Consider the following 24822-nt stretch of genomic DNA (forward strand, 5'->3'; position numbering starts at 1 on the left):
CAATTTTTATTGAATAAACGTGTGCGCCGACCGCAGATACTTCCGTGTAACCCAAAAAATCAGTGAAGCATAATTCATAATTCGAATTATGCTTCACTGATTTTTTACGTTACACTCCAGTATCTTAGCGCGGTCGCTTACACTCTTAATAGATCCATCTCATCCAAATACTCTGCAATTTCTACCGAGTTCCAAGCTGCACCCTTTAGTAAGTTGTCCGAAACGTTCCATAAGTGAAATGAACCCTTGTTTTCCAAGTCTGGTCGGATTCGGCCGATGAATGTTTCCTTTTTACCTGCCGCATTAATCGGCTGTGGGTAAATTTGATTGGCCGGGTCGTCTTGTAAAACATCACCATCAAAATTTTTGATAGCATCTTGAATTCCTTCCACTGTGGCATTTTTATCCAACACTTCAAAATAAATCGATTCACTGTGTGCTACTGGCACGGGTACTCTTGAGCAGGTTGCTGTGACTTGAATATCATCACTGTTCATATCCCCACCACACATAATTTTCTTAGTTTCATGAATCATTTTCCATTCTTCGTGGGTGTAACCATCGTCTTCAAAGACGTCAATTTGTGGTAACACGTTAAATGCCTGCTGGTAATGTTTTTTATCGCCTTTGACTGGTAAAACTTCAGGTGTATATTCTTTTCCATCTAAGTAAGCACGACTTTCATCAAGCGTTTCTTTAATTGCTCGATTACCTGCACCACTAACTGCCTGCAACGTTGTCACAATTACGCGTGATAGCCCATATTTTTCACGAATCGGTTCCAATGCCATTACCATTTGAATTGTTGAACAATTAGGGTTGGCAATCAGCCCATGATGTTGCTGCAACGCCTCGGCATTAACTTCTGGGACCACTAATGGAACATCAGGATCCATCCTAAAAGCAGACGTATTATCAATTACGACTGCCCCTCGTTTGATGGCTTCCGGTGCATATTGTTTCGACACGGAACCACCAGCTGAAAATAAAGCTAAATCAATCCCTGTAAATGAATCTGGTGTCGTTTCTTCAACAGTCACTTCTTGTCCCCTAAATTTAACTTTTGTGCCTGCTGAATGTTTTGAAGCCAACATTTTTATCGCCTTCACGTGTAACTTAGACTGCTCCACCATTTTAATCATGCGTGTGCCAACAGCACCTGTTGCACCAACTATTGCCACGTTGTATTCACTCACAGTAAAAAACCTCACTTCTTTTAAATTGCACCCATTCTATCACATAACGGGCTATTTGAAATCACTTTCCAATTATAACCGCGATTTAATCTATTTTTGGTACCGGTCGAACCTCATATGTAATGTGCCCATCTTCGTTGAAACCATATAATATCTGGTTTTGAGCCTGATCAAAAAAGCCAAGATTGATTGCACGTTTCCCATCAATTGTCTCGATACCGCGAAATGATTGATCAAAGAAATGGTGAAACCATATTGCATCATCAATAGTTGATTTACTTTTTTCATTAGCCGCTGCCAACGTATAACCTTCATCTAAGTACCTTTTGATTAGTGACACTTTAATGTACACCTTAAAGCCAAAAACACGTGCTTCCTGGTCACCCCCACGTTCGTTAGCTGAAATAAATTCTTTTTTTTCCCAATAACGTAGTTGCCGAGTGGAGACACCAGTCATCTTGCTGAGCTCCCCAATTTGAAACCGTAATTGGCTTAAATCAATCATGTTTGGTCGCATGTTTGCCATTAATTTACTCCCTTCAACGAATTACTAATTTCATATGCCGATGCATAATACCGGCTTCTTCAAATACATCGCCAAATGCTTGAAAGCCCAGCTGTTCATAAAATTTGATCGCAGTTACTTGGCCGTCAAGCGTTAATTGTTTAACATTTTCTTGTTGCTTTGAATCAGCAATAATTGATTGTAGCATTTGTCTAGCGCAGCCATGGTTACGCATCGTTTTAATTGTGGCCACACGCTGAATACGCCATTCTTGCAGATGTTCACGAACACGCACAGTAGTTACCGGGTTACCATCAATATAGCCAACAAAGTGGTGGGCACCGCATTCATGATGGTCTCGTTCCAGCTCCTCAGGTACCTTTTGTTCCTGCACAAAAACAGCCATCCTAATTTGAAAGGCATCATCAAAAATGGGACTCGTAATGTCAGTTGTTTCTTTAATTTCCATTATTATTTTAATCCTTTATTTTAATATCAATTTGTTAGTCTAATTTCGTGCAAAACTGCTCTATTAACATTATACTACCCGTAAAATAGGATTGGGGTACTGATATTATGAAAATTCACCATATCTCAAATTTAGCCGCTAATGCAACCGTTAATCAGCATTTCTACACCACTATTCTGGGACTTCGCCTGGTAAAAAATACCGTCAATCAAGAAAATTTTCGAATTCGGCATTTGTTTTACGGTGACTATGCCGGCACACCAGGAACCGTGATCACATTTTTTATTGTGCCTATGTTGGGTCGCCGAACCGATGGCAACCACTATATTGGCAGTATGACCCTGGCGATTCCCGCCGGCTCATTAAATTGGTGGACCCACTGGTTAACTACCCAGCAGATCACTGCTGCCCACACAAATGGCACACTTAGGTTCACAGATCCTGATAATATTACCATCACGTTGATTGAAACTACCACTGTGTTGCCTCATGACCGCCAAGTTCCTAATAATCAAGTACCTGGTCAATTCCAAATCACCGGGATCTTAGGAACAACTTGGGCTGGTCCATCAATCAATGCCACTAGCAATTTTTTTACCCAGTTCATTGACGCTAGCACCGATTTACACCAAAAAGTACAACTAACTTACCAACAATTCATTCAATTGGCGCAAACATCAGTTGATGATACACGCACACGCTTTGGTCGTGGGAGCATCGATCATCTAGCTTTGCAGGTTACCACTGATGATGAATTATTTAATTTTTGGCGACGGGCGGTCAGTCAAGGTTGGCAAGTTGAAATGTACCGTGACCGCACCTGGTTTAAAAGTATTTACTTACGTGATCCCAGTGATAATCGGCTTGAATTAGCTACTACTTCACCGGGATTTACCATTGATGAACCGCTGGCTACCCTCGGAGAAAAGCTAACTTTACCACCGTGGCTGGAACCAAAACGAGCTGAAATAAAAGCCCAATTAGCGCAACAAGACTAGTTTCAATGGTTGTAGTATTCGACTAACACATCCTCATCGGTTAAGATCAATTTGGTAATACTACCATTACCTGGCCGCACCGATAAATCGTATTGATCCCCCGCAAATTGTTCCATCATGCTCAGCAATGTGTTGCCATGACTAATTAAAAGCACATTATCACCATCTTGCAACGTTTTATTAGCTCGAATCAATTGGAATCCCTTATCTAGCCTTTCCCAATATTCATCGTTATTTTCGGCGTCATGGAATGGATCAGCTTCCTTAAGAAAATTCTTGGCTGTCCCAATTGAATACTTAGCCACAATTTGTTTGAAGGTTGGAACGCCATGTGGTGCCCCGGCGACATACCAAGCTTCATCCATATTTGTGCCTTCATAATAGCCATAAAACTCTTCTCTGAAAAACGGCGTGGTGATTGGCTGATTAACTGAATTAGATTTATTAAGGTCTAAAATTGTCTGTGCGGTCTGCTCAGCGCGAGTTGTATCACTACAATAGGCCGCAGTAAATCGTAGTTGCGCCAACTTATTGCCGGCACTGCTGGCATCCGCGATTCCCTTGTCTGTCAATGGCGAATTGCTCCAGCCCTGTAGTTTATTATAAATATTAAAGTAGGTTTGACCATGACGCACCACGTATACATTTACTTTAGTCATTTTTTCTCCTCCTTGATGAGCACAACCCAAAACGATGTTTGCTTTTTTCTACCTTAACGCAAGTATTAGGTTTACACCACAAATTATTCACATTGATTGTCTATGATGAAGATAATCTAACAAAGCAGGTGAGCAAGATGAACTTAATCGAAAACACAACTCAACATTCAGAAAACATTGTCGCCGCTAAAGTGATTGCAATGACTAAAAAAATAATTACCTTGATGACACAAGATGGGCAGTATCTGACCGTTCCAATTACAATCCAAGAACGACGCGATAATTTATTTATCGCTTCAATCAAAGATATCTGGCGTGCTGGCATTTGGATCCCCGTGAACCGTAAATTTCACAGTTTTCTTCAATATGATTGGCTAGCAAACCCGACGACGAACTCTTAACTTTTGGTTATTCTTGGCAGCAGCTAGTTTATCGCTCTCAATCTATGATAAAATGTTGATATTTGATGGATCAATCTTAGCCGGTCTTGATCGGCTAAGTGATCAACTTAAATATTAACGATAAAATACGCACCACGGTATTTTTTAATCCTATTGAGACTGTGAGGAACACTAAATGAAGAAGTTAAGTGCGATGAAGGATACTAGGATGGGGCTTTTTACGATCCTAGTATTTCTTTTTTGGCTCAAAACAATCTTCGCCTACTTTGTAGATTTCCGTTTGGGCACCACCGGTATTTTTCAATACCTAATTTTACTTATTAACCCTTTGGCGACCGCCATCTTTTTATTTGGTATTGCCTTTTATTTTAAACGATCCCGGTTCTTTTATCCGATCCTAGGCGGACTCTACATCGCTAACACCGTTTTACTTTATTTAAATGTCATTTATTTTCGTGAATTTACCGATTTTATGACGGTGGCGACGATGACCGGTTACTCTAAGGTTAACCAGGGTCTAAGTGGCAGTTCGCTGGCGCTGACCAACATTCATGATGTCCTTTATTGGATCGACATCGTTGTTATTATTGCTTTGATGCTCTTTCGCAAAATTAAATTTGACCCACGTGCAGTCAATCACCGCATGGCCTTTTCGTTAACTTCAATTGCGCTATTAATGTTTGGCATTAACTTGTCTCTTGGTGAAATGGACCGACCGCAATTACTAACCCGTACATTTGATCGGACTTACATCGTCAAATATTTGGGATTAGATGCATTTACGGTCTACGATGGCGTCAAATCACAACACACTAATAATTTACGTGCTAGTGCAACCAAATCACAGCTTAAAGTTGTCAAAAAATTCACCGACAGTCATTACGCTGCGCCGAAAAAGAGCATGTATGGAATTGCTAAAGGGCGTAACGTTTTCGTGATTCATCTTGAGAGTTTCCAACAATTCTTGATTGACAAAAAGATCAATGGACAAGAAGTGACTCCGTTTTTAAATTCGATTTATCATGGTAGTAATACCTATTCGTTTGATAATTTCTTCCACCAGGTTGGTCAAGGAAAAACTAGCGATGCAGAAAATATGCTTGAAACCAGTACTTATGGGCTGTCTCAAGGCTCTTTATTTGCCACATTAGGTAGTGACAACACATTCCAGGCTGCCCCAGCAATCTTGAAACAACGTGCTGGTTACACAAGTGCGGTTTTCCATGGTAACGTTGCTAGTTTCTGGAATCGAAATAACGTGTACAAAAATATGGGCTATCAATATTTCTTTGATGCCAGCTACTATGACACTTCTGGTGATAAATCCACCGGTTACGGCTTAAAAGATAAACTACTCTTTAATGATTCTGTGAAGTATTTGCAGCACCTGCAGCAACCATTTTATGTGAAATATATTACTGTCACCAACCATTTCCCGTACACGTTAGATTCTGAAGATACCGACCCTAATTTCAAGACTGTTGATACAGGTACCACCGCCGTGGACAACTATTTTGTCACTGCACATTACCTGGACCAGTCCCTGAAGGAATTCTTTACGTACCTAAAAAAGGCCGGGCTCTACAAGAATTCAATGTTTGTCATTTACGGTGACCATTATGGTATTTCGGATTCTGAAAACAAAAAGTTAGCGTCCGTTTTAGGCAAAAGCGCTGACGATTGGACTGACTATGACGATGCTCAACTGCAACGAGTTCCATTGATGTTTTTGATTCCAGGTTCGGGGAACAATGGTAAAATTTATCACACATACGGTGGCGAGATTGACGTTTTACCAACTATGATGCACTTACTTGGGATTAGTTCAAAACGCTATATTCAATTTGGCACTGATTTATTCTCTAGCCAGCATGATCAGGTGGTGGCATTTAGAAATCAAGATTTTGTAACTCCTAATTATACGAGCATTTCCGGTGTGATATACAGTAATAGTACTGGTAAAGTAGTTAAGCCAACTGGTAAGCTAAAGAAACAATTAGCTAAGGATGCTAAAAAAGTTTCGACAGAATTAGATTTATCTGATTCCATCAACGAAAAAAATCTACTACGATTCTATCATCCGAAGGGCTTCAAGACGGTTAATGCCGCCAAATACAGTTATTCAAATGGTTTAGACCAAGCAATTGACATTGAAAAGAAACTTAAAACAAAATCTACCAGTGTTTATTCTGAAAATAACAATAAGAGCACCGCAAGTGAATACATCACTGACGCACCAGAGTTAAACCACTCATCCACGGATTCCAACAGAATCAAGATTACGAACCCAGATGATAACAAAAATTAGAGCGTAAAAAAGCGCACTAAGATGGTGTAGGATAAGCTAAAAGTAGCCATTAACAAATTCCCAAGATCGGGGTTGTTAATGGCTACTTTTAATTTGTCCCTAACTATCTGCAATTTTTTCACATTGCCGCGATTAAATCAAAAGCATTGATCTTCATTTCTCCCTGCTTTTCAACGCCCCACCACTGTGGCATAATAATAGCTGATTATTATTTAAAGGAAGTATTGCCATGTACATCACCAACGACCACGACCGTGGGCTCAACAGCTTAATGACCGCCTTATTGTTTATTATTTTGCTTTCTCTCATCGTCATCAATTCACCAATCCTAATGACATTTGACATATTACTTCAGGATTTTATTTTAGGGCTCAGTTTCAACCATTCCGTATTCAACCATCTGCTTTCATGGCTAAGCAATCCAGTTATGGTGGGAATTTATATTCTACTAATTTGGTTTTTACTGTGGGGCTTCAAGCATAAGCTAATCGCTTTTTGGCTAGTTTGTACTTCCCTCACTGGTGAAATAATCTTTTTACTAATTCGTAGAGTAACCGCTCGACCATTACCCACCGGCCATGAGCAGGGACTGACAGCTGGTTCTTTCCCCAACCAACATGTTTTCTCGATAACAATGGTGGCAATGCTATTATATATTTGTGTCGTTCCGTTCATTCGGACGCGGTGGCGCGTATGGCTGACCACTATCGGTCTTTGGCTGGTAACCTGCCTTGTTATCATCGGGCAGATTCAACTTCAGAATAGTTACCCGTTTGATGCAATTGCCAGTGTTTTACTGGCATATAGTTGGGTTGAAATTTGGGAAATTATTTATCTAAAAGCATTCAAGCGACTAACGCAAACACGTATATTTAACCATTCTGATTTTAATTAAAAAGCAACCAAAAACTAGTTATAAACAAGACTTAGTCTTCTTTTTACAACTAATTTGAGGTTGCTTTTTTAATTATTTTTAATTGAAATATACAACTATTTTTGATCAAGTTTAATCGAAGTACTATGAATCGGAGCCCGTTTTCCTGGATAAAGTTGGTTAACAATCGCACTAATAGCTGTCGGCGCCTCTCCAAACGCCGTGGCGATTAACTTAACTTTGCCTGGATAATTAATGCCATCCCCAATTGCATATACACCCGGAACACTCGTTAACATTTCAGAATTCACCACAATGTCATGCCGCTGTTCCTCAAAGTCTAGTGACCAACTGGTTAAGGCCTTATTGTCAGAAGTAAAACCATAATTGACGATCACATCATCTACTTGCAAATGTTTTTCTTCATCTGTGCGCATTTTTTTCATGGTTAAATCCAGCGCACCCGCATCAGTTTGTTCAATTTGCTTCAATAAATATGGTACCTGCAGTGAAACGCTGGATTGCTTCAATAATGTCACATCATGCTCTAATCCACGAAACGTTTCACGACGGTGCATCAAGTAGACCTTGCTTGCAATTGGTTCTAACATCAATGCCATATCAACAGCAGAATCGCCACCGCCCGCAATTAAGACGCGCTTATTTTTAAAATCTTCTTTGTGTGTTACAAAATAAAATAACTGCTTATTTTCAAATTGGGCGACATTATCAATTGCTAGTGGCCGTGGTGTAAAGGCACCATTGCCAAGTGCAATGATGACTGTTTTCGAATATGACGTCCGTTGATTGGTCACGATCTTAAACCCGTCTTCATCCTTAACTACATCTTCGACGGTTTCACCCAAAAAAGTATCAATCGGGGCCTCTCGCATCTGTGTTTGCAGCTGAGATACCAGCTGATTGGCCTGAATATTTGGCAATCCGGCCACGTCCAAAATTGTTTTTTCTGGGTACAGGGCATTCACCTGGCCACCAAGCTGGGGTAAACTCTCAATTAATTGGGCCTTCAGTTCACGCAGCCCGGCATAAAACGCCGCAAACATCCCTGCTGGTCCACCGCCAACAATCGTCACATCATATACTTGTTTTTCCATTTCTGACCAACATTCCTTTCAACCAAATTGAAACTTAGGCTCACGTTATTAAATTAATTGTCTATCTGGCATATTTCAACTGCATTTATCTTACACTAATTAATTTTAATTGGCATTTCTTTTGTGTTAATTAAAATTAATTCAACTAAATTCTGGATATGAATTGTCTTTTAAGGGTGAGTTCGCTATGATTAAGTAGTGATAAGGCTTTCATTAAATCTATTGGAGGTAATTTGATGGCAACAAAGAAAATGATTCTTGATTTAGATACTGGAGTGGACGATGCCCTCGCCATTGCGTATGCACTAGCTGCACCCGATGTCGACCTGATTGGAATTGTTAGTTCCTATGGCAATTGTTTGATTGAACAGGCTGGTGCTAATAGTCTCAAACTGCTGGAATTATTAGGAGCAACCGATGTACCCGTCTACTTAGGATTGGGGCACTCCAGTACAACAGATCATTTTGATGTAATGCAAGTAAGCAAGGATATTCACGGCAATAATGGAATTGGTGAGGTCGAATTGCCGCCAGCCAAACGAGCACTTGAAGCTGCAGCCGGCGTTGATTTTATCATCGAAGCGGCCCACAAATATGCTGAAAATTTAATTTTCGTGCCAACTGGTCCGATGACCAACTTAGACGCTGCACTTGCTAAAGACCCTGAGATTGCAAACTTAATTGGCAATGTCACTTTCATGGGTGGTGCATTGACGGTTGAAGGAAACGTGACTCCATTTGCAGAAGCTAATATCAACCAAGACCCACAAGCTGCTGACCGTGTGTTACGTAGTGCATTACAAATTACAATGGTTGGTTTAGATGTTACCCTGCGGACATTGTTGACCAAACAGGAAACTCAAACCTGGCGGAACTTAGGAACAGCTACCGGTAAAGCCTATGCTGATATCACCGATTTTTATATTGATGCATATTATAATTTAGGAATCGACAAAACAGGTTGTGCATTACACGACCCATTGGCAGTCGGCGTCGCATTAGACCCCTCGTTTGTTAAGACAATTGATTTAAACATGAAGGTTACCTCTGACGACAACAATTATGGGCGAACAATTGGTGACAACGCACGCTTAAATGAGCCAACCACCAATGTGAAGGTTGCTGTCGATGTTGATAAAGACCGTTACCTCGGTGTCTTCATGGACTATCTAACTAAACTATTCAAATAATGATTAATTCAGTAACTTGCTTTTTATTGCTAAATAATTTATATTAGCAATTGAATCAATATTACATCTGGGGTGCCATTCGGCTGAGATATACCCATAGAACCTGCTCTGGTTAGTACCAGCGAAGGGAGATAATTAGTCAATCAATTCGATTAACGATTAGTTAACGTCTCTCCTTTTTATTTGGAGAGACGTTTTTTACTCCAATTTGTAATTTGGTTACAAAAATTGGGAGGTTGATTATATGAATCAACGAGCACACTGGCACGTCCGCGACATTATTTTATTAGCACTAATTGGAATTTTATTTGGTGCTATTTTCTTAGGTACCAATTTCATTTATGACGGTTTAACCGTGGTCCTAACGCCAATTGGACTGGCGCCAATGGCCAATGACCTATCGATGGGAATTTGGATTATGGCAGGTCCACTCGCCGGCTTTATGTTAAGAATTCCTGGGGCCGGTTTTCTAGGTGAGTTTTTGGCCGCCATCGGTGAAATGTTTTTTGGTGGTCAATGGGGCGCATCAACGATGATTTCTGGTGCCGTTCAAGGAATTGCCATTGAACTGGGCTTTACACTAACAGGCTACCGCTTTTATAACTGGTTAACCTTAGTTCTTTCAACAACAACTTCCACCATTTTGACGTTTGGCTGGGACATGTTCCGTAATGGTTATGCCGCTTTTTCCCCTCAAATGTTGATTCTTTTACTTGTTGTTAGATTTATTTCAATCTTCTTCTTTGGTGGTGTTTTGGTTAAATTAATTACCAATCTATTAGAACGCAGCCATGTACTAAATCGTTAAGAGGAAACTATGCAATCACTCAACGTTAACAATCTTACATTCGAATATAAAGAACACAGTTCAATCTTTCAAAATGTGAACATTGCGTTTCCGTTGCATCGATTTAATTTGTTAGTGGGTCCTTCAGGTAGTGGTAAATCTACGTTATTAAAAATTATCGCGGGATTATATCCACAATTTGGTGGCCAGCTAATCACTGGTGATGTCACAATAACGGATGTTAATTTAACCACCAAGAAACATCAAGTAGCGATGCTGTTTCAAAACCCGAACCAGCAGTTTACAATGAATACACCACGAAATGAACTTATTTTTGTGCTGGAGAATTTGCAGGTTGATCCTACTCAAATGGATGCTAAAATTGATGCTGCGTTAGCATTCGTTGATTGTGCTGAATTAGCTAACCGAAACTTCAATACACTTTCAGGCGGTGAAAAACAAAAAGTTGCGCTAGCAGTGATTGTGGCAATGGATAGTCCGGTCATTTTATTAGACGAACCTTTTGCCAGTGTTGATCCAACTGCACGTGAATATCTACTAACCAAACTAACTAAGCTCCGTGATGAACACCATAAAACGATTATCTTAGCGGAACATGATCTGCATGGGTATCAATCAATTGCTGATCAAGTTTTTCAGATTAATCCTGGTGCTAACAACATTGTTCCATTAGAACAAACAGCACGAGAAAACTTGTTCAACCAATTTAAATCAACAAGCAGTACCGCCACGATATCATTACCCGCTGATATTGACGAACCCGTTATTTCATTAATAAATGTAGAACTGAAGCAGCAAGATAAACCGCTGTTGAAGCAAGCCGAGTTTTCATTTTTTAAAGACAAAATTACATTGATCACTGGTGAAAATGGAATTGGCAAATCGACTCTCTTTAACGCCATCATCAAGCTGATGCCTTATCAGGGCCAGATCACATTGAACGATCGTGATATTAAATCAATCAAGCAAAAAAAGTTAGCCCGGCAAGTAGGCTTAGTATTTCAGGATGCCGAGGATCAATTTTTGTCCATCACCGTCACTGAAGAAATCGAACTTAGCAAAAAACATCGTATAACTAATTATTTTACAGATCAATTGATTGCCGAATCACTGGCAAACTTAAATCTAGCAAAACATTTAGATCAAGTTGTGTATTCGCTTAGTGATGGTCAAAAAAAGAAGCTTCAGATCCTGTTAATGCTAATTAGCGGTCAACCCATTTTATTATTAGATGAGCCACTAAAAGGACTGGATATCTCATCTTTAGCCACTGTGTTGGCATTGATTAAAAAATCTAGCCAAAAACAACATCAAAGTATCATCATGATTAGCCATCAATTGACTAAATTGGCCGGCTGGGTTGATTATCATGTTTCATTTGAACACCAACGACTGACTTACCAGGAGGTGTTGTGATGAATGCGAGCATGAAACTATTATTAGTATTATTAATCTCGTTAGAAGTGTCGTTTACCCACAGTCTCAGTGCCAATCTACTTTTAATCAGTGCTAGTTTAATCTATTTGCTGATTCATCGAACTTCTCTCAAAGCCATCATGTTTCTGGCCTTAGTACCATTTTTACCAGCGCTGGGATTATTCGTCACGATCTATTATTTTAGTCCGGGACAAGACCTTCATTTTGCATGGGTGTTATTCACTCGAATGTACGTCTACGTCACAGTGGGAGCCAGTTTCACGTTAACCAGTACCCCTTTAGAGCTAGCTCTCAGTCTGGAACAAAATTGGCATTTACCATCGAAATTTGCATACGGTACTTTAGCCGCTTTTAACATGTTACCTAAAATAAAATCGGCAATTGTCACGATCAGAACGGCTGGTTTAATGCGTGGCGTGGTGCTATCCTGGTGGTCACCACAGCTATACTTTAAAGCCATTTTAGTGGCATTGAACTGGTCTGAAAATTTAGCACAAGCAATGATTTCACATGGCTTTGTTGAAGACCAGCCGCGAACATTTTATCGTCAAATTAAAGTTACCGGGCTAGATTATGGCTTTCTACTCGGTATTCTAGTAATGATTCAGCTTCCAATCTGGCTATTGCCATAGTGTCTAGATATCTTTATGTTCTTCTTATTGGTACAATTAGGGTAACAAGGGAGGAATGTAAAATGGATTATAGTTCACGGAATAAAATTATTAATGGTCTTAGTTACTTGAGCATTTTATTTTTACCCGTTATTTTTCCGTTAATCGTCTGGATTATTGGCGGTCGCCAGGCAGATATTCGTCACCATGCAATCCGTGCTTTTTGGACACAGTTAATTCCGGCAATTTTAGGGATTGGATTAGTAATCGTCGGTGCTTTTTACGGATTTGTCACTAGTGATGTTCAATCAACCAGTTGGCTATTGATTGGTATGTTTGCAATTTTCTGTTTGATTTCAGTCATTCTCTTTTTATATAATATTGTTAAAGCAATTCAGGTATTCATTGCTTAATCATGAAATGCCGAAGCATCTTGATAATTCCTTACACTTAAGGAATATCAGGATGTTTTTTTATTTTTTGGCCATAGTTTTTTGAAATGTGTTCGCTGCCGCAGATGGCTAACGTGTAACGTAAAAGATACTGGTACGGTTAAAGTCCAACCATAACAGTAATTTTTCTGAAATGTGTTCGCTGCCGCAGATGGCTAACGTGTAACGTAAAAGATACTGGTACGGTTAAAGTCCAACCATAACAGTAATTTTTCTGAAATGTGTTCGCTGCCGCAGATGGCTAACGTGTAACGTAAAAGATACTGGTACGGTTAAAGTCCAACCGTACCAGTATCTTTTACGTTACACCACGCCATCTATACGCGGCTGCTCACACTCTATTTATCCGTATCCGGATCCCAATTACCCTTGAACAACTGATTTTTTAAATCTGAAGCCGACAGCTTTTCTTGAGATTCGAACCCGCGGAAAGGACGAATTGTTTGCAATGCTGAATTTTGATAACGTTTGGCCCGCTTCAGCGCATACTCACTCAGCGAACCATTTTTAATATGGGCTGTTAGTCGTGCACTTGGGGTTGTTTTTGGGTTCTCAACCCGATCCTCCAAGTCCTCTAGCTCCTCTTGGTACTCTGGTCCCAACTGAATTTGATTGGCATATCGCTCCAAACTGGCCAACATTGCTCTGGCATTCGTCTGATATTTACACATATCATCTGGCGACTCAGTAGCAACCTCTTCGTTCATCTGGTCTGCCCGCGCCAGCACTCTACTAACCTCTTCTTCATGTAACGCAGGGGTCATAATAAAATAACTGGCCATTAATCGAATAAAGCGCAACGTATTAGTCCGAACCCCAACTGAACTGCTAGGATCCAAATCCAACATTCTCAATTCTAAATATTTAACGCCAGACTGTGGCAAATCAACCAGCTTGCCACTACCCTTAAACCGAACCGCACCATGAAATTCATAATCTGAAATTAAAGTACCCTCTTTGGCACCCTGTTCAATTCGATCCACATAACGTTGGACGTTCGTGTAATCACCGACAAACTTAGTACCAAATCCATATGAACTTTGCCGAACACTTCTAATTGGATTGGCCGGACCTTCATCATGTTCAAAATAATTGACCTCTGCAATCGGGCTTGCACCAAACAAATATGTAATTAACCAACGATATCGCATAAATCCCTGCGCAATTTTTGTGTACATATAGTTTTCCAGCTCAGTTCGATTTTTGAATCGTTCCTTTAAATGTGGGTAAACCATTTCAAACACGCGTGGATCAATACTTAAATTAATATGTGTGCCGCATGGGGTTCCCTCTGCAAAGCCATGGCGTTTCAACCATTCCTTTAAATAAGCCTCTTTTTTAGGACCCATTTTGGCTAGCAGCAATGACTGCTTGTCCTGCGGCAACTTAGGTGGCATGGATAATGGCCATAACAGCTCCCCTGGTGCTAATGCAGTCCGCAATGCATTGTTGATGCCAAATAAATAATGCATCGCATCTAGTGCATGTGCGGCCGGTGGCGTTACTACTTCAGACATGGTTTCCAGAAAATCGTTAGTGACCCACGGATTAGTTCGTTCATCCCCAACTCCAGCCGGATACGGTTCCTTACTCAACTCACCATTTTCATCGACGCGCTGCATTTCTATTTCTAAGCCCATCGTAAAATCTTGTGTTTTGGCTACAGCTTCATTATCGAAAATCAATTGTCCAATTTCACTAAACATTCGATCGCTTCCTCATTTTTCGCAATTAATAATTTGTACCAGTCTACAGACTCACTGTACGAAAGTCAATTGGAATTAAGCGGTTTTTCTTATCAAATTCTAATTTTTGCTCATAATTATCTAAATTCAGTCCTTATTCAGGTTTGCTTTGGTACAATTGAGAAAATTATTTCAGTAAATAAACAGCGAGGCGCAGTTATGTCATCCATTCTTTCAATTATGTTGCTAGCACTTGCAGTCGTGGCTGCCAATATTTTGAACTTAATCTGGCCCAAAATTCCATTAGCAGTCTACCAAATTCTAACAGGACTATTATTATCACTTGATCCTCAGTTCAGCCACTTTACACTAGAACCAGAAATTTTCATGTTGGTGATCATTGCCCCCTTAATGTTCAATGACGGCCAAAATCAGTCAACAAAAGCATTGTCAAGAAATCTGTCGGTCATCATGTCGATGGCAATTACACTAGCGGTAATCAGTGTCTTAATCACGGGGACATTAACTCATTTAGTATGGCCTGGTTTAGCGTTGCCATTAGCATTAATGCTTGGCGCTATCATTACACCGACAGATGCGGTTGCGGTCAACTCGATTACCAACAACGTTGTCTTGCCTGAAAAAGTTCACACAACTTTATCACATGAATCACTCTTTAATGATGCTTCCGGAATTGTACTATTCAACCTGGCACTCGGCTCATATACGACCGGATCGTTCTCGCTTGGACTGGGGATTCTAGATTTTATCAAAGTCTTTTTTGGTGGCATTTTATTTGGGTTAATCATTGGCTGGTTCATCGTGCAACTACGCTTATACTTAACCCAAAGTCACGCAGACATCAGTGCTATCGTCATTCCGGTCAACATTATGACTCCACTCGTCGTGTACTGGTTAGCAGAACGCTTAGGCCTATCGGGAATCCTTGCAGTTGTCGCTACCGGTTTAGTTCACAGTGTTTTGCACCAACGATTACAACTGACCTCAACCAAAATGCAAATTGTGACAGCCACCACCTGGACAATTATTGAGGATATTTTAAATGGTTTCGTTTTTGTTTTATTAGGTGCCACTTTACCCACGGTCCTCACCTCAACCAAAATATCTAATATCGGTTTCCTCATTTTAGTGGCGTTATTCCTATACTTAATTTTACTAATAGTCCGTTATTGCTGGGTTCGATTTGGTTTTGTTGCGCTTAGTCATCACCAACAAAATAGTGCTGACTCTGCTTGGCAAATTGCTCTTGGCGGAATTCACGGAACGATTACATTGGCGATGGCCTTTTCAATTCCAACGGTCATTAATCATCAAACCTTCGCTTATCGGGATCAGATTATTCTGATTGCAGCATTGGTGATCCTATTTAGCCTGGTACTGCCAGCGGTGATTTTCCCGTTAGTATTACCCACCAAGCAAAAGAGTTACACACCAGACCAGTTCGATTACCATATTAGTCAATTAGTGGCTTTTGCCATTACTGAATTAAAACAATCAAATCCCATTTCAAATGAACTCCGCCAAGTCAGTGAAACCCTGTCAAGTCAGGCTAGTCCTAATCAATTCATCAATCGGAAACGATTCTTTGAGCTAGCCAATCAAACCCGTCAAATAGAGCAGGCTACGATTGAACAACTTAATGATCAGGGTCAAATTTCTGACCAAACGCAGGCATACTATGAACGGTTCTTGGAACGCTCGTCGTTTCAGACCAATCGCCGTAGTTTTATTCAAATTATCGGTCATCGATTAAAACGACGATTCAAACGAGGATTTTCGCATCGTAAAATTGACCAAAAAAAACGATTAGAGTTGCAAAAAAAGCAGGCTCATTTCAGAGACAAAAACGCTGCTACAATCGCCGCGCTTAGCGACGTTAGTGCAGCAGCAATTAAATATTTAGATTCGATTGAGACCACTGAAAACAGAAATGAAGTTGCCGCCTTGAGACGAACCTATACCGCCCGGTCTAAGTTTACCGGTGGGCAAAACACTTTAGAAAGCGAGCAGTTGCAAAATTTATTTATTCAAGCATTTCAATTTGAACACTCATACGTGCAACAACAACTCGCTCGCCAAAACATCCCTCAGGAATTAGCTAACCAACTAAACGAACAAAGTTCGACAGACGAATTAGTTTACATGCAGTCAATGACCTAAATTTAATGCACGTAACGTTGCAAGAACTTGGTGATGTGTTGCCGATATGCGTCCGGTGCGGTGGCATAAGATTTAGCATGTTGAGCTCCCTTGACAATCCATAATTGCTTCGGGCCTTTGGTTGCCTTGTAATTTTGATACACCATTTTAGTTGGAACAAACGTATCTTTAGCTCCGTGGATGAATAACATCGGTCGCTTATTATGGGCTAGCTGTTGAACTGAGCTGGCCGAGCCAAAGAAATAACCTGCTCGAACACGTGTGATTAAACTAACCACATCCACTAACGGAAAACTAGGTAAATTGTACATTTCTTTAGCTTGGTAACTAATTTCTTGCTTCACGCCGCTATAACCACAGTCTTCAACAAAGGCTTTAACTTGTGACGGCAACTTTTCGCCACTCGTCATCATTGTGGTAGCACCACCCATACTGACGCCAAACATGACAATTTTAGATTGTTGCCCAGTTGCAGCAATAATTTTTTTAATCCACTTTTTATCATCGAGTCGGTCAGGCCAACCATAACCAATGTAATCGCCCTGGCTGTGCCCCTGACCACGTGCATCTGGTAATAAAACATTGTATCCTAATCGATGAAACAAATACGCATAGGCGCCCATACTCTCTTTGTTGCCCATGAAGCCATGGGCAATCAATACCGTGCGGTTAGTTTTTGTTTGAGCTGGGACATAATCAGCCACCAGTTTTAAATCATCAGTGGCTGATTTCATGGTCCAGTGTTGTTTATGCACCTGCTGAAACCACTTTTTTTGGTGATATAATGGATCTGACTTTTTAATTACCGTTTGATTACTGATAAAGCTTTTGTGACCAGGAACCACAGCCATTTGATAAAAATATAAGCCCCCAGCCAATAAGCCACCAATTAAAATCACAACAATAATTATTAATCCAATAATCCAATGTTTTCGTTTCATAAATCAAACTCCATTTCAGTATGTATTTTGTAAGGAAGGTTATTTATATGTCAACCGAATTTCACTTTTTGTCTGCTGATCGCAAAACTAACTTATACGCAAAAATATGGCGGCCAGCAAAAGAACCGCTGGGCATTGTGCAACTAATCCACGGAATGGCAGAACACGTTAACCGTTACGAAGAATTCGCCCAGTTTTTAACCCAACAAGGTTGGCTGGTGGTTGGCGATGATCACCTGGGACATGGCCATTCGGCTACCGAAAATCACCTAGGTTATTTTGGCCAAAACAAACCAGTACAATTCTTGTTGCAAGATGAAATCAATTTATGTTTGGCGCTCAAAAAAGACTACTCTAGTTTACCATACGTTTTATTGGGCCATAGCATGGGTTCCATGATGGCTCAATGTTTGTTACCAATTTTAGACCAAAAAATTGCTGGCGCCATTTTGATTGGTACCAGCGCTGTTCACCACGAGCTAACCCCAGCATGGCCACTCATTAGTGCCCTTAATGCATTAACTCCCCACCGTGTTGGTCACTTCTTAGATACGATGGCATTTGGTAGTTTCTCTAAGCCCTTTAACCGTCATGTTAAATTCTCGTGGCTGACCCACTCTGCTGAAATTATTAAAAAATACGATCACGATCCTTGGTCAGGGTTTACATTTACGAATAATGGTTTTTATACATTATTTTCATTGATGAAACGGGCCACTAATCCTAACTGGGTGACGGGAATCCGACGTGATTTACCAATTTTATTAGCTAGTGGCACCCATGATCCGGTGGGTAAATTCGGTCGCGGACCGCACTATCATTTACGCCTACTAAAAAAAGCACAGTTTCATGATGTTACTTTAAAACTGTTTCCTGGTATGCGCCATGAAGTTCTGAATGAAATCGACCGCCAGCAAGTTTATCAATATATTGCGCAATGGTTAGGCCAAAATGTGCTACATTATAGGTAGTAATTTAAAAAACAGAAACTCTGCACAAGGAAGTGAGCAAATGTTTCCGGAACGATTAAGAGCATTACGGCGCGGTCAAAACATTACCTTAAAGGCGTTGGCCGACGCGTTAAATCAACATTTGACTAGTAATGAAAAAGCTAATACACCGTCTCAAATTGGTAACTGGGAACGTGGCATTCGGACCCCCTCATACATTGAAGCGCGAAAGTTAGCAGAATATTTTGATGTGAGTTTAGATTATTTGACTGGTAAATCGGACCAAAATGATTACGACCTGGGCAAACTTTTTCTATCAGGTAAGGAATTATCATTTAATCATACGGTACTGACCAGCCAAGACCGTTATGAAATTTTTCAATTGATTGACGGTTATCTTCATGGGCGACAAAAACGACGCGATACCGAACGATTCTATGCTACCCAAGAAGAACTCGACTTAGACCTATAGAAAAAGGTGCAAGATGAATCCGAAACAACGTAAGCGGCTCAAAAAAATTATTAAAACCCATCATCAAATAAAAACAAACAGTTATATTGACCAATTAACTGATTACCGTAATTTATTTGACGCTTTTCCACCGGTTAAATATTTAATCAATAATGTCTTGGAGAGTAATCGCCTATTACAAAATGGGCTGTTACCACAACCGCTACCCAAATTACTATTACCAGATAACATTCAGGACTCAATTTTCGCGGCGGTACAAGCCAAATACCCGGCTGATGATCCAGCTGGTGATAAAATTTGGAATCGCTATGTCGCAGCACTCCCCAAATTGGACCAACTACTGCGCAATTATCGAGATTACTTGGAATCCACCTATGGTATGTGGTCATACACCAATTCATTATTCATAAAGCAACTCTCACAATTAGTTAATGGTCAACCGGTGTTGGAAGTTATGGCTGGCAATGGCTATATTTCCAAAGGCCTCAAGAATTTGAACCCCGAGCAAACAATTTTCACGACTGACAGTCAAGACTGGCTTGATGAAAATGAAACGGGCAAACACCCGGTCACTACAATTGAGCCCCTTGATGCTTTAAGTGCGTTTGACAAGTATAAAGCCACCGTGAAGTTTGTTATAATGTCCTGGGCTCCCGACAAGCAACTAACCGACTGGCAGTTATTACAGGCCATTCGTACTAGCAACGAGCCAATAAAACTACTGGTAATCGGTGAACAAAACGGCGCTACTAATTCAAAACAGTTCTGGCAAAACGTTCACATCGTCACTAGTGAACAAATTGATCACATTAACGAGCAATTTAGCAGCTTCGATTTGATCAATGAACAGTTATTTCAATGTGAATAGGCGTTGTTGCTGCAAAAAAATAGGATTACAGACCAATTAAGGTTTGTAATCCTATTTTCAATGTGTATTGGCAGCAAAGCCACCTCAGACCACTAACGCTCCACAACGTTTGGTGTTCGAACACCCTACATAATCCGGTAGGTATATGTGTCCCACTAGAAATGTCACTAGCCGCTTGCGCGAAACAATCAAAAGATTGTCTGACTTTCTCGACTCATCGCATAGAAACATTGTAACACCTTGACGATCACAATACAAACTACTTTTTTTCTGCCTTTTTCTCATCCCTGTTAGTTTGAATCGTGGCCAGTTGCGTTTTAATCCATTCTTGGGCCAATTTAGTTACACTGGCCTGGTCATCGATTAATGCGGTCACGGACGCACACAGATCAATTCGTAACCCAGAGCGATTTAAGTCCGGCGTTTCACAAACCAGGTAAACGTTGACTTCCCGTTCCTGATCCAGTTCTAATATTTTAGTAATTGTCTTCGTATCCTGCAAGGGTAAATTAATCACACTAGTCTCTAAGCGAACCGATGCATCATCACCATCCGGCATTTTAACAGACCACTCGAACTGAGCTAATTCATTGCCACTAGTAATCTGACTGATATAATCCAATCCCGTTTTGATTGTTGTTTCTTTTTCAATCTTAGCAACGGTTGTCTGTTCTGTTTTTGTCTTAAATTGGTCTCCTAAAATTTGGTCAACAAATGTTTGTACATTAATTTTCATAAGTTACTTCTTTCTAAGTCTTGGACTAATATAGTGTCCGCGTTGCTTAATCGCTGCCACAACCGCCAACACGTTGATCACAATTCCGATTGCACTTAAAACGTCGATACTGAGTCGAAACAGCGAGGACACTTCAGCATGATAAGTGATTTGAATAAATGCCACCAGCAAAGCAATCGTGTAGATTAGTAACACAAAAATCGTGAAATACACAGAAAAGCGAAAGTTTAGGCCACTAAAAATAATCACTAATAAATATAACACCACTGCAATTCCTAGATGATTAATTACCTCACTACTTACTAATGATGTTCCTTCCATATGATACATCATCAGATTGACTACGCAATAAATCACCAGTGAAATTGTTGAATACGATATTACTTGTCGCGCTGCTTTCAAACCATTTCCTCCATTTCAACCGGGTTAATGTATTCATTCTACTATTATTCAACGAGTAACACCACTGAGAATAAAAAATGGAGTACCAAAAAAGAGCGATTCTAGCATAACCACCAGAATCTCTCCTTTTGCCCACATTCAAAAAATATTGATTGATTTATGCTAACAAATCAACCAACTGTTCAACTGAAACGCCAACAATATATTGGCTCGTGTCAGCCTGTGTCAGTGCCTTGGTTAAACTGGCACGATCATACGTTACGCCCTTAAGCTGTTCGGCCAGTTGCGCCACATCTTGCGGGCCAAAGAAATCACCAAAAAATTTAATGTTCTCAATTTTTCCGTCATCAACCTGCAGCCGTGCATCAACTGTTCCCATATCAAAATGCTGCCGTTTTTGTACTGAAAATTCAGGTGATTTGCCGTAGACCCAATCCCAGTTGTTGTAGTATTCTTCGTAAATTTGGTCAATTTTATCCTGTTCAGCTGGAGTTACCACGTATTCTTGACTCTTGATCTGTGCTAAATCATCAACGTGAAACAGCTTTTTAAGCAAAATATCACGAAATTCAGGGACAGTTATGCCTTGATATTCAGGAGCCAAATATGGTTTCAGGTTGGTTACCCGGGCACGAACAGATTTAATCCCCTTTGACTTGATTTTGTCTTCCGGGACATTTAATGCATGGGTTACGACATCCAAATCAACATCTAACATTAACGTTCCGTGTGAAAATGTTTTTCCGTTCCGCGCATACATTGCGTTGCCCGAAAATTTCTTGCCATCAACTAAAATATCATTACGGCCACTAACTTCAGCGGTGGTAGCACCCATTTCATGTAGCGCCGTCACAATTGGCTGCGTGAATGATTTAAAATCGCCAAATTCTTCACTGTCACTATTGACCACAAAGCTAAAACACAAATTGCCTAAATCCTGATAAACGGCACCACCACCAGATAGGCGCCGGGTGACACGAATATTATTATCTTGCACATATTTTTGATTAATTTCTTCAAGCGTATTTTGATTACGACCAACAATGATACAGGGTTCTTCATAATAAAACAGTAACAGCGGCTCACCAAACTCCTTATTATTCATTAAATATTGTTCTGTTGCTAAATTTTCACCGATATTATGAGATTTCATTGCTACATAGCGCATTGCTTTACCTCCGTCTATAATTTAATAAAGTGCATCCTAATTAATTGGTCAAAAAATAACCTCAGCTGAATTTTAGCACCCTATGAAACCGATTTCAATCGTGTATCGGACAATTTCAAATAAAGCGATCAGCTTCTAGTGATTTAGTGAAAAAAGTACCTAATTTTACCAATTTACAGACAATAAATTAGGCATTTTGCGGTGCAATTTGAAATCAATGTTAGAAAAATCACAATAAAATAAATTCAATTACTTACATGACAACAAATGAATAGTATAATTAAGTTAGAAAAGAATTAGAAAGAAGGTTTGTGTTATGACACAACAGTATCAAAATATCCTCGCTCCGGTTGATGGTTCCAAAGCAACAGCTCAGGTAATTGATAAGGCGATCCAGGTTGCGCTCCAAAATCATACACACCTAGATATTCTAAATGTCGTTGAAGTAAATCAATTCAGTGACAGCTATGGTGGCGCAGTCAGTGGTGACGTTATCTATGGGTTGGTTGAAGAAATTGAATCACGCCTAAACGACTTAAAACAAAAAGCGACCGATGCTGGTTTAACTGATGTTAGCATCCACGTTCGGTTTGGTAACCCGAAACCGGTTATTGCCAAGGAATTTCCAAATGATCACAAAAACCAGTTGATTGTAATTGGTACAACTGGTTTGTCGGCAGTTGAACGTTTCATGGTTGGTTCTGTAACCAGCTATGTTAATCGAATTGCTAAATCTGATGTTTTGGTTGTTAAAATCAAATAGTAAGAGTAAAAAACAAGGCGTTTATATTTCGAGTATAACTTAGATTAACGAATGGGCGGAAGCCATAATTACATGCCACTTTAGCGGCTTAGTAATATAGACATCAAAGAGAATATGCCTTGTTTTTCACGTTTTTACCATCGAAATTCATAAATCAAAAAAGAGGTTGAGGGAAAAATTAATTCCCCTCAACCTCGTTCTGATTCCCGCTTAACGAAGCCTTTATTCCTCGCCCAAACTAACAAACGTATTATATTTCAAATATTTATAATGCAAGCGCATGTTTGAAACCTCAAATGGCGTCCCATCATCTAAAAAGAAAATACCTTCCATGATGCCAACTGGTTCATTTTTAGTTAAACCGAGTAATTTTTGATCCTCTTCATTGGATGGTTCTGCTAAAATCGACATAAATGATTTGGTGACTGACTTGCCCTCAACGTCTTCTAAGTAGTTAAAAATTGAGCCTTTGACCACGTCAGGAGTCAGTGCTGGTACAACTTTAATCGGAATATAGCCAGTTTCAATAATAATTGGTTTATCATCAAATAGCCGCAGCCGTTTAACCTGGTAAACAAAATCATTGTCGTTCAAAAATAGATCCTGCTGCAATTCTTTGCTTGCTGGCACCACTTGATAGTCCAATAATTTTACCGTGGGTTTTTTACCCTCTAAATGGAAACTATCGGTTACTCCTAAATTCGTACCCTCATAATTGAATAATGATTGATTTTTCAAGTATAACGGATTAATAAAAGTACCGGAGCCTCGTTTCTTGAAAATGATCCCCTGTTGCGCTAGCATATTCAATGCCCGTTTAATAGAGCTACGGCTAACACCATACGTGTCACTAAGCGTCCGTTCATCTGGCAATTTTTTGTTGTTAAATTGATTTTTAAAAATACGATCTTTGAGATCATGCATGACCTTGCGATATACTAAGTCTGCCATTACATTATGCTCCTATATTTATGACCATTAGCTACTCATCTTGTCATGAGTATAACAGATTTTGATAATTGGTTGTATACTTTTACATAAATGGTCCGTTCCAACCCTAAAAAATATGACGATAATCACAAAATTTCAACATTTACGTATCTTAAATGAAGCTGTAAGGAGACAGTCAAATGGGCAAAAAGAAAAAGTTAAAAAAACATTAGTCGAACAAATTCTGGATAAAAACAAAATTAGCTACGAACAAGCTGAATTTCCAACTCACCAAGAAGGTGATATTGCTCAGCTGAGCGTTGACCACAGTGACATTGACGAACATTTGGTCTACAAAACATTGGTCCTCGAAGGCAACAGCACTGGCCCAGTCGTTGGCGTCCTACCTGTTGATTATCACCTTGACGAAAAGAAACTAGCTAAAGTATCTGGCAATAAGAAAGTTAACATGGTCCCACTCAAGGATTTATTAAAAACAACTGGATACGAACATGGTGCCAACACACCAGTCGGTATCTATGAAAAGTTTAAATATCCGATCTATATCGATCAATCTGCCCAAGAAACAGCGACAATTTATGTATCTTCTGGTAAGATCGGACGATCGATAAAAATCAACGCAACAGACTTAGCCAATTTAGTTCATGCGCCATTTGTGGACTTAAAACAGGCATAGTATGGA

Annotated in this window: 26 protein-coding genes and 1 riboswitch; of the genes, 15 read left to right on the forward strand and 11 right to left on the reverse strand. The window is 39.9% G+C overall.

All coding sequences use genetic code 11. From position 1 onward, the window contains the following. Positions 1-137 precede the first annotated feature (137 nt). The 3 genes from WDC_RS03435 to WDC_RS03445 all read right to left on the reverse strand — a co-directional run bounded on the left by WDC_RS03435 (position 138) and on the right by WDC_RS03445 (position 2170). The gene (locus WDC_RS03435) at positions 138-1196 is read right to left on the reverse strand and encodes an aspartate-semialdehyde dehydrogenase (protein WP_082040907.1); all 1059 of its coding nucleotides are present in this window, start codon (positions 1194-1196) and stop codon (positions 138-140) included. 85 nt (positions 1197-1281) lie between these two features. Continuing rightward, positions 1282-1722, reverse strand: coding sequence for a MerR family transcriptional regulator (locus WDC_RS03440; protein WP_044010405.1), 441 nt, complete (start codon positions 1720-1722; stop codon positions 1282-1284). A 13-nt stretch (positions 1723-1735) separates the two neighbouring features. Then, entirely contained in the window at positions 1736-2170 is a 435-nt protein-coding gene (locus WDC_RS03445; RefSeq protein WP_044010406.1) for a GNAT family N-acetyltransferase, read from the reverse strand. Between the two features lie 107 nt (positions 2171-2277). On the opposite strand from WDC_RS03445, the gene WDC_RS03450 reads away from it, so the two are divergent. After that, positions 2278-3168 (forward strand): VOC family protein, encoded by an 891-nt coding sequence (locus WDC_RS03450; RefSeq protein WP_044010407.1) that lies wholly within the window; start codon positions 2278-2280, stop codon positions 3166-3168. A 2-nt stretch (positions 3169-3170) separates the two neighbouring features. Here the strand turns inward: WDC_RS03450 and WDC_RS03455 are convergent, their stop codons facing one another. Further along, entirely contained in the window at positions 3171-3827 is a 657-nt protein-coding gene (locus WDC_RS03455; RefSeq protein ID WP_044010408.1) for a histidine phosphatase family protein, read from the reverse strand. Positions 3828-3964: 137 nt separating this feature from the next. Here WDC_RS03455 and WDC_RS09640 point away from each other — a divergent pair, with 137 nt between their 5' ends. The 3 genes from WDC_RS09640 to WDC_RS03470 all read left to right on the forward strand — a co-directional run bounded on the left by WDC_RS09640 (position 3965) and on the right by WDC_RS03470 (position 7431). Further along, positions 3965-4228, forward strand: coding sequence for a hypothetical protein (locus WDC_RS09640; RefSeq protein ID WP_044010447.1), 264 nt, complete (start codon positions 3965-3967; stop codon positions 4226-4228). A gap of 175 nt (positions 4229-4403) precedes the next feature. Further along, the gene (locus tag WDC_RS03465) at positions 4404-6536 is read left to right on the forward strand and encodes an LTA synthase family protein (RefSeq protein WP_044010409.1); all 2133 of its coding nucleotides are present in this window, start codon (positions 4404-4406) and stop codon (positions 6534-6536) included. A 229-nt stretch (positions 6537-6765) separates the two neighbouring features. Next, a complete protein-coding gene (locus WDC_RS03470) occupies positions 6766-7431 on the forward strand; it encodes a phosphatase PAP2 family protein (RefSeq protein ID WP_044010410.1) in 666 nt (221 codons plus the stop codon). Between the two features lie 95 nt (positions 7432-7526). Here the strand turns inward: WDC_RS03470 and WDC_RS03475 are convergent, their stop codons facing one another. Next, positions 7527-8525: an NAD(P)/FAD-dependent oxidoreductase gene (locus WDC_RS03475; protein WP_044010411.1), complete on the reverse strand. Its 999-nt coding sequence runs from the start codon at positions 8523-8525 to the stop codon at positions 7527-7529. A gap of 236 nt (positions 8526-8761) precedes the next feature. Between WDC_RS03475 and WDC_RS03480 the strand changes: the two genes are divergently transcribed. The 5 genes from WDC_RS03480 to WDC_RS03500 all read left to right on the forward strand — a co-directional run bounded on the left by WDC_RS03480 (position 8762) and on the right by WDC_RS03500 (position 12984). Further along, positions 8762-9715 carry a nucleoside hydrolase gene (locus tag WDC_RS03480; protein WP_044010412.1) on the forward strand — a complete coding sequence of 318 codons (954 nt, stop codon included), beginning with the start codon at positions 8762-8764 and terminating at the stop codon, positions 9713-9715. Positions 9716-9773: 58 nt separating this feature from the next. Next, a riboswitch (TPP riboswitch) is annotated at positions 9774-9862 on the forward strand. Positions 9863-9959: 97 nt separating this feature from the next. Then, on the forward strand, positions 9960-10523 hold the full coding sequence (locus WDC_RS03485; RefSeq protein ID WP_044010413.1) for an ECF transporter S component: 564 nt from the start codon (positions 9960-9962) through the stop codon (positions 10521-10523). A 9-nt stretch (positions 10524-10532) separates the two neighbouring features. After that, the gene (locus WDC_RS03490) at positions 10533-11939 is read left to right on the forward strand and encodes an ABC transporter ATP-binding protein (RefSeq protein WP_044010414.1); all 1407 of its coding nucleotides are present in this window, start codon (positions 10533-10535) and stop codon (positions 11937-11939) included. Further along, positions 11939-12592 (forward strand): energy-coupling factor transporter transmembrane component T family protein, encoded by a 654-nt coding sequence (locus WDC_RS03495; protein WP_044010415.1) that lies wholly within the window; start codon positions 11939-11941, stop codon positions 12590-12592. The genes WDC_RS03490 and WDC_RS03495 overlap by 1 nt, the downstream gene beginning before the upstream one ends. A gap of 62 nt (positions 12593-12654) precedes the next feature. Next, positions 12655-12984: a hypothetical protein gene (locus WDC_RS03500; protein ID WP_044010416.1), complete on the forward strand. Its 330-nt coding sequence runs from the start codon at positions 12655-12657 to the stop codon at positions 12982-12984. 377 nt (positions 12985-13361) lie between these two features. On the opposite strand, the gene WDC_RS03505 is transcribed toward WDC_RS03500, so the two are convergent. Next, entirely contained in the window at positions 13362-14729 is a 1368-nt protein-coding gene (locus WDC_RS03505) for a glutamate--cysteine ligase (RefSeq protein ID WP_044010417.1), read from the reverse strand. A gap of 198 nt (positions 14730-14927) precedes the next feature. Between WDC_RS03505 and WDC_RS03510 the strand changes: the two genes are divergently transcribed. Beyond that, positions 14928-16889, forward strand: coding sequence for a cation:proton antiporter (locus WDC_RS03510; RefSeq protein ID WP_044010418.1), 1962 nt, complete (start codon positions 14928-14930; stop codon positions 16887-16889). Between the two features lie 2 nt (positions 16890-16891). Here the strand turns inward: WDC_RS03510 and WDC_RS03515 are convergent, their stop codons facing one another. After that, a complete protein-coding gene (locus WDC_RS03515; RefSeq protein ID WP_044010419.1) occupies positions 16892-17830 on the reverse strand; it encodes an alpha/beta hydrolase in 939 nt (312 codons plus the stop codon). 47 nt (positions 17831-17877) lie between these two features. On the opposite strand from WDC_RS03515, the gene WDC_RS03520 reads away from it, so the two are divergent. The 3 genes from WDC_RS03520 to WDC_RS03530 are packed head-to-tail and all read left to right on the forward strand — an operon-like array spanning position 17878 to position 20120. After that, positions 17878-18801, forward strand: a complete 924-nt coding sequence (locus WDC_RS03520; RefSeq protein WP_044010420.1) for an alpha/beta fold hydrolase — start codon at positions 17878-17880, stop codon at positions 18799-18801. A 40-nt stretch (positions 18802-18841) separates the two neighbouring features. Next, positions 18842-19252 (forward strand): helix-turn-helix domain-containing protein, encoded by a 411-nt coding sequence (locus WDC_RS03525; RefSeq protein WP_044010421.1) that lies wholly within the window; start codon positions 18842-18844, stop codon positions 19250-19252. Between the two features lie 13 nt (positions 19253-19265). Further along, entirely contained in the window at positions 19266-20120 is an 855-nt protein-coding gene (locus WDC_RS03530; protein ID WP_044010422.1) for a hypothetical protein, read from the forward strand. Positions 20121-20379: 259 nt separating this feature from the next. On the opposite strand, the gene WDC_RS03535 is transcribed toward WDC_RS03530, so the two are convergent. The 3 genes from WDC_RS03535 to WDC_RS03545 form a co-directional block, all read right to left on the reverse strand. After that, the gene (locus WDC_RS03535; protein WP_044010423.1) at positions 20380-20856 is read right to left on the reverse strand and encodes a hypothetical protein; all 477 of its coding nucleotides are present in this window, start codon (positions 20854-20856) and stop codon (positions 20380-20382) included. A 3-nt stretch (positions 20857-20859) separates the two neighbouring features. Further along, positions 20860-21258: a hypothetical protein gene (locus WDC_RS03540; protein WP_044010424.1), complete on the reverse strand. Its 399-nt coding sequence runs from the start codon at positions 21256-21258 to the stop codon at positions 20860-20862. A 157-nt stretch (positions 21259-21415) separates the two neighbouring features. Beyond that, entirely contained in the window at positions 21416-22426 is a 1011-nt protein-coding gene (locus WDC_RS03545; protein WP_044010425.1) for a lipoate--protein ligase, read from the reverse strand. Between the two features lie 316 nt (positions 22427-22742). Here WDC_RS03545 and WDC_RS03550 point away from each other — a divergent pair, with 316 nt between their 5' ends. Beyond that, positions 22743-23189 carry a universal stress protein gene (locus WDC_RS03550; RefSeq protein ID WP_044010426.1) on the forward strand — a complete coding sequence of 149 codons (447 nt, stop codon included), beginning with the start codon at positions 22743-22745 and terminating at the stop codon, positions 23187-23189. A 222-nt stretch (positions 23190-23411) separates the two neighbouring features. On the opposite strand, the gene WDC_RS03555 is transcribed toward WDC_RS03550, so the two are convergent. Continuing rightward, positions 23412-24140, reverse strand: a complete 729-nt coding sequence (locus WDC_RS03555; protein ID WP_044010427.1) for a GntR family transcriptional regulator — start codon at positions 24138-24140, stop codon at positions 23412-23414. A 115-nt stretch (positions 24141-24255) separates the two neighbouring features. Here WDC_RS03555 and ybaK point away from each other — a divergent pair, with 115 nt between their 5' ends. Beyond that, positions 24256-24816: a Cys-tRNA(Pro) deacylase gene (ybaK, locus tag WDC_RS03560; RefSeq protein ID WP_082040909.1), complete on the forward strand. Its 561-nt coding sequence runs from the start codon at positions 24256-24258 to the stop codon at positions 24814-24816. The last annotated feature ends 6 nt before the right edge of the window (positions 24817-24822 follow it).

The organism is Paucilactobacillus wasatchensis, from assembly GCF_000876205.1.
GTDB classification, from domain to species: domain Bacteria; phylum Bacillota; class Bacilli; order Lactobacillales; family Lactobacillaceae; genus Paucilactobacillus; species Paucilactobacillus wasatchensis.

What these genes read in the sequence shown, in the direction of transcription:
- WDC_RS03530 (WP_044010422.1), top strand. Translation starts at nt 19,266, where the DNA reads ATGAATCCGAAACAACGTAAGCGGCTCAAAAAAATTATTAAAACCCAT.
- WDC_RS03465 (WP_044010409.1), top strand. Translation starts at nt 4,404, where the DNA reads ATGAAGAAGTTAAGTGCGATGAAGGATACTAGGATGGGGCTTTTTACG.
- ybaK (WP_082040909.1), top strand. Translation starts at nt 24,256, where the DNA reads ATGACGATAATCACAAAATTTCAACATTTACGTATCTTAAATGAAGCT.
- WDC_RS03495 (WP_044010415.1), top strand. Translation starts at nt 11,939, where the DNA reads ATGAATGCGAGCATGAAACTATTATTAGTATTATTAATCTCGTTAGAA.
- WDC_RS03490 (WP_044010414.1), top strand. Translation starts at nt 10,533, where the DNA reads ATGCAATCACTCAACGTTAACAATCTTACATTCGAATATAAAGAACAC.
- WDC_RS03440 (WP_044010405.1), bottom strand. Translation starts at nt 1,722, where the DNA reads ATGGCAAACATGCGACCAAACATGATTGATTTAAGCCAATTACGGTTT.
- WDC_RS03535 (WP_044010423.1), bottom strand. Translation starts at nt 20,856, where the DNA reads ATGAAAATTAATGTACAAACATTTGTTGACCAAATTTTAGGAGACCAA.
- WDC_RS03480 (WP_044010412.1), top strand. Translation starts at nt 8,762, where the DNA reads ATGGCAACAAAGAAAATGATTCTTGATTTAGATACTGGAGTGGACGAT.
- WDC_RS03445 (WP_044010406.1), bottom strand. Translation starts at nt 2,170, where the DNA reads ATGGAAATTAAAGAAACAACTGACATTACGAGTCCCATTTTTGATGAT.
- WDC_RS03550 (WP_044010426.1), top strand. Translation starts at nt 22,743, where the DNA reads ATGACACAACAGTATCAAAATATCCTCGCTCCGGTTGATGGTTCCAAA.
- WDC_RS09640 (WP_044010447.1), top strand. Translation starts at nt 3,965, where the DNA reads ATGAACTTAATCGAAAACACAACTCAACATTCAGAAAACATTGTCGCC.
- WDC_RS03485 (WP_044010413.1), top strand. Translation starts at nt 9,960, where the DNA reads ATGAATCAACGAGCACACTGGCACGTCCGCGACATTATTTTATTAGCA.
- WDC_RS03455 (WP_044010408.1), bottom strand. Translation starts at nt 3,827, where the DNA reads ATGACTAAAGTAAATGTATACGTGGTGCGTCATGGTCAAACCTACTTT.
- WDC_RS03500 (WP_044010416.1), top strand. Translation starts at nt 12,655, where the DNA reads ATGGATTATAGTTCACGGAATAAAATTATTAATGGTCTTAGTTACTTG.
- WDC_RS03510 (WP_044010418.1), top strand. Translation starts at nt 14,928, where the DNA reads ATGTCATCCATTCTTTCAATTATGTTGCTAGCACTTGCAGTCGTGGCT.
- WDC_RS03555 (WP_044010427.1), bottom strand. Translation starts at nt 24,140, where the DNA reads ATGGCAGACTTAGTATATCGCAAGGTCATGCATGATCTCAAAGATCGT.
- WDC_RS03545 (WP_044010425.1), bottom strand. Translation starts at nt 22,426, where the DNA reads ATGCGCTATGTAGCAATGAAATCTCATAATATCGGTGAAAATTTAGCA.
- WDC_RS03450 (WP_044010407.1), top strand. Translation starts at nt 2,278, where the DNA reads ATGAAAATTCACCATATCTCAAATTTAGCCGCTAATGCAACCGTTAAT.
- WDC_RS03515 (WP_044010419.1), bottom strand. Translation starts at nt 17,830, where the DNA reads ATGAAACGAAAACATTGGATTATTGGATTAATAATTATTGTTGTGATT.
- WDC_RS03475 (WP_044010411.1), bottom strand. Translation starts at nt 8,525, where the DNA reads ATGGAAAAACAAGTATATGATGTGACGATTGTTGGCGGTGGACCAGCA.
- WDC_RS03520 (WP_044010420.1), top strand. Translation starts at nt 17,878, where the DNA reads ATGTCAACCGAATTTCACTTTTTGTCTGCTGATCGCAAAACTAACTTA.
- WDC_RS03505 (WP_044010417.1), bottom strand. Translation starts at nt 14,729, where the DNA reads ATGTTTAGTGAAATTGGACAATTGATTTTCGATAATGAAGCTGTAGCC.
- WDC_RS03470 (WP_044010410.1), top strand. Translation starts at nt 6,766, where the DNA reads ATGTACATCACCAACGACCACGACCGTGGGCTCAACAGCTTAATGACC.
- WDC_RS03525 (WP_044010421.1), top strand. Translation starts at nt 18,842, where the DNA reads ATGTTTCCGGAACGATTAAGAGCATTACGGCGCGGTCAAAACATTACC.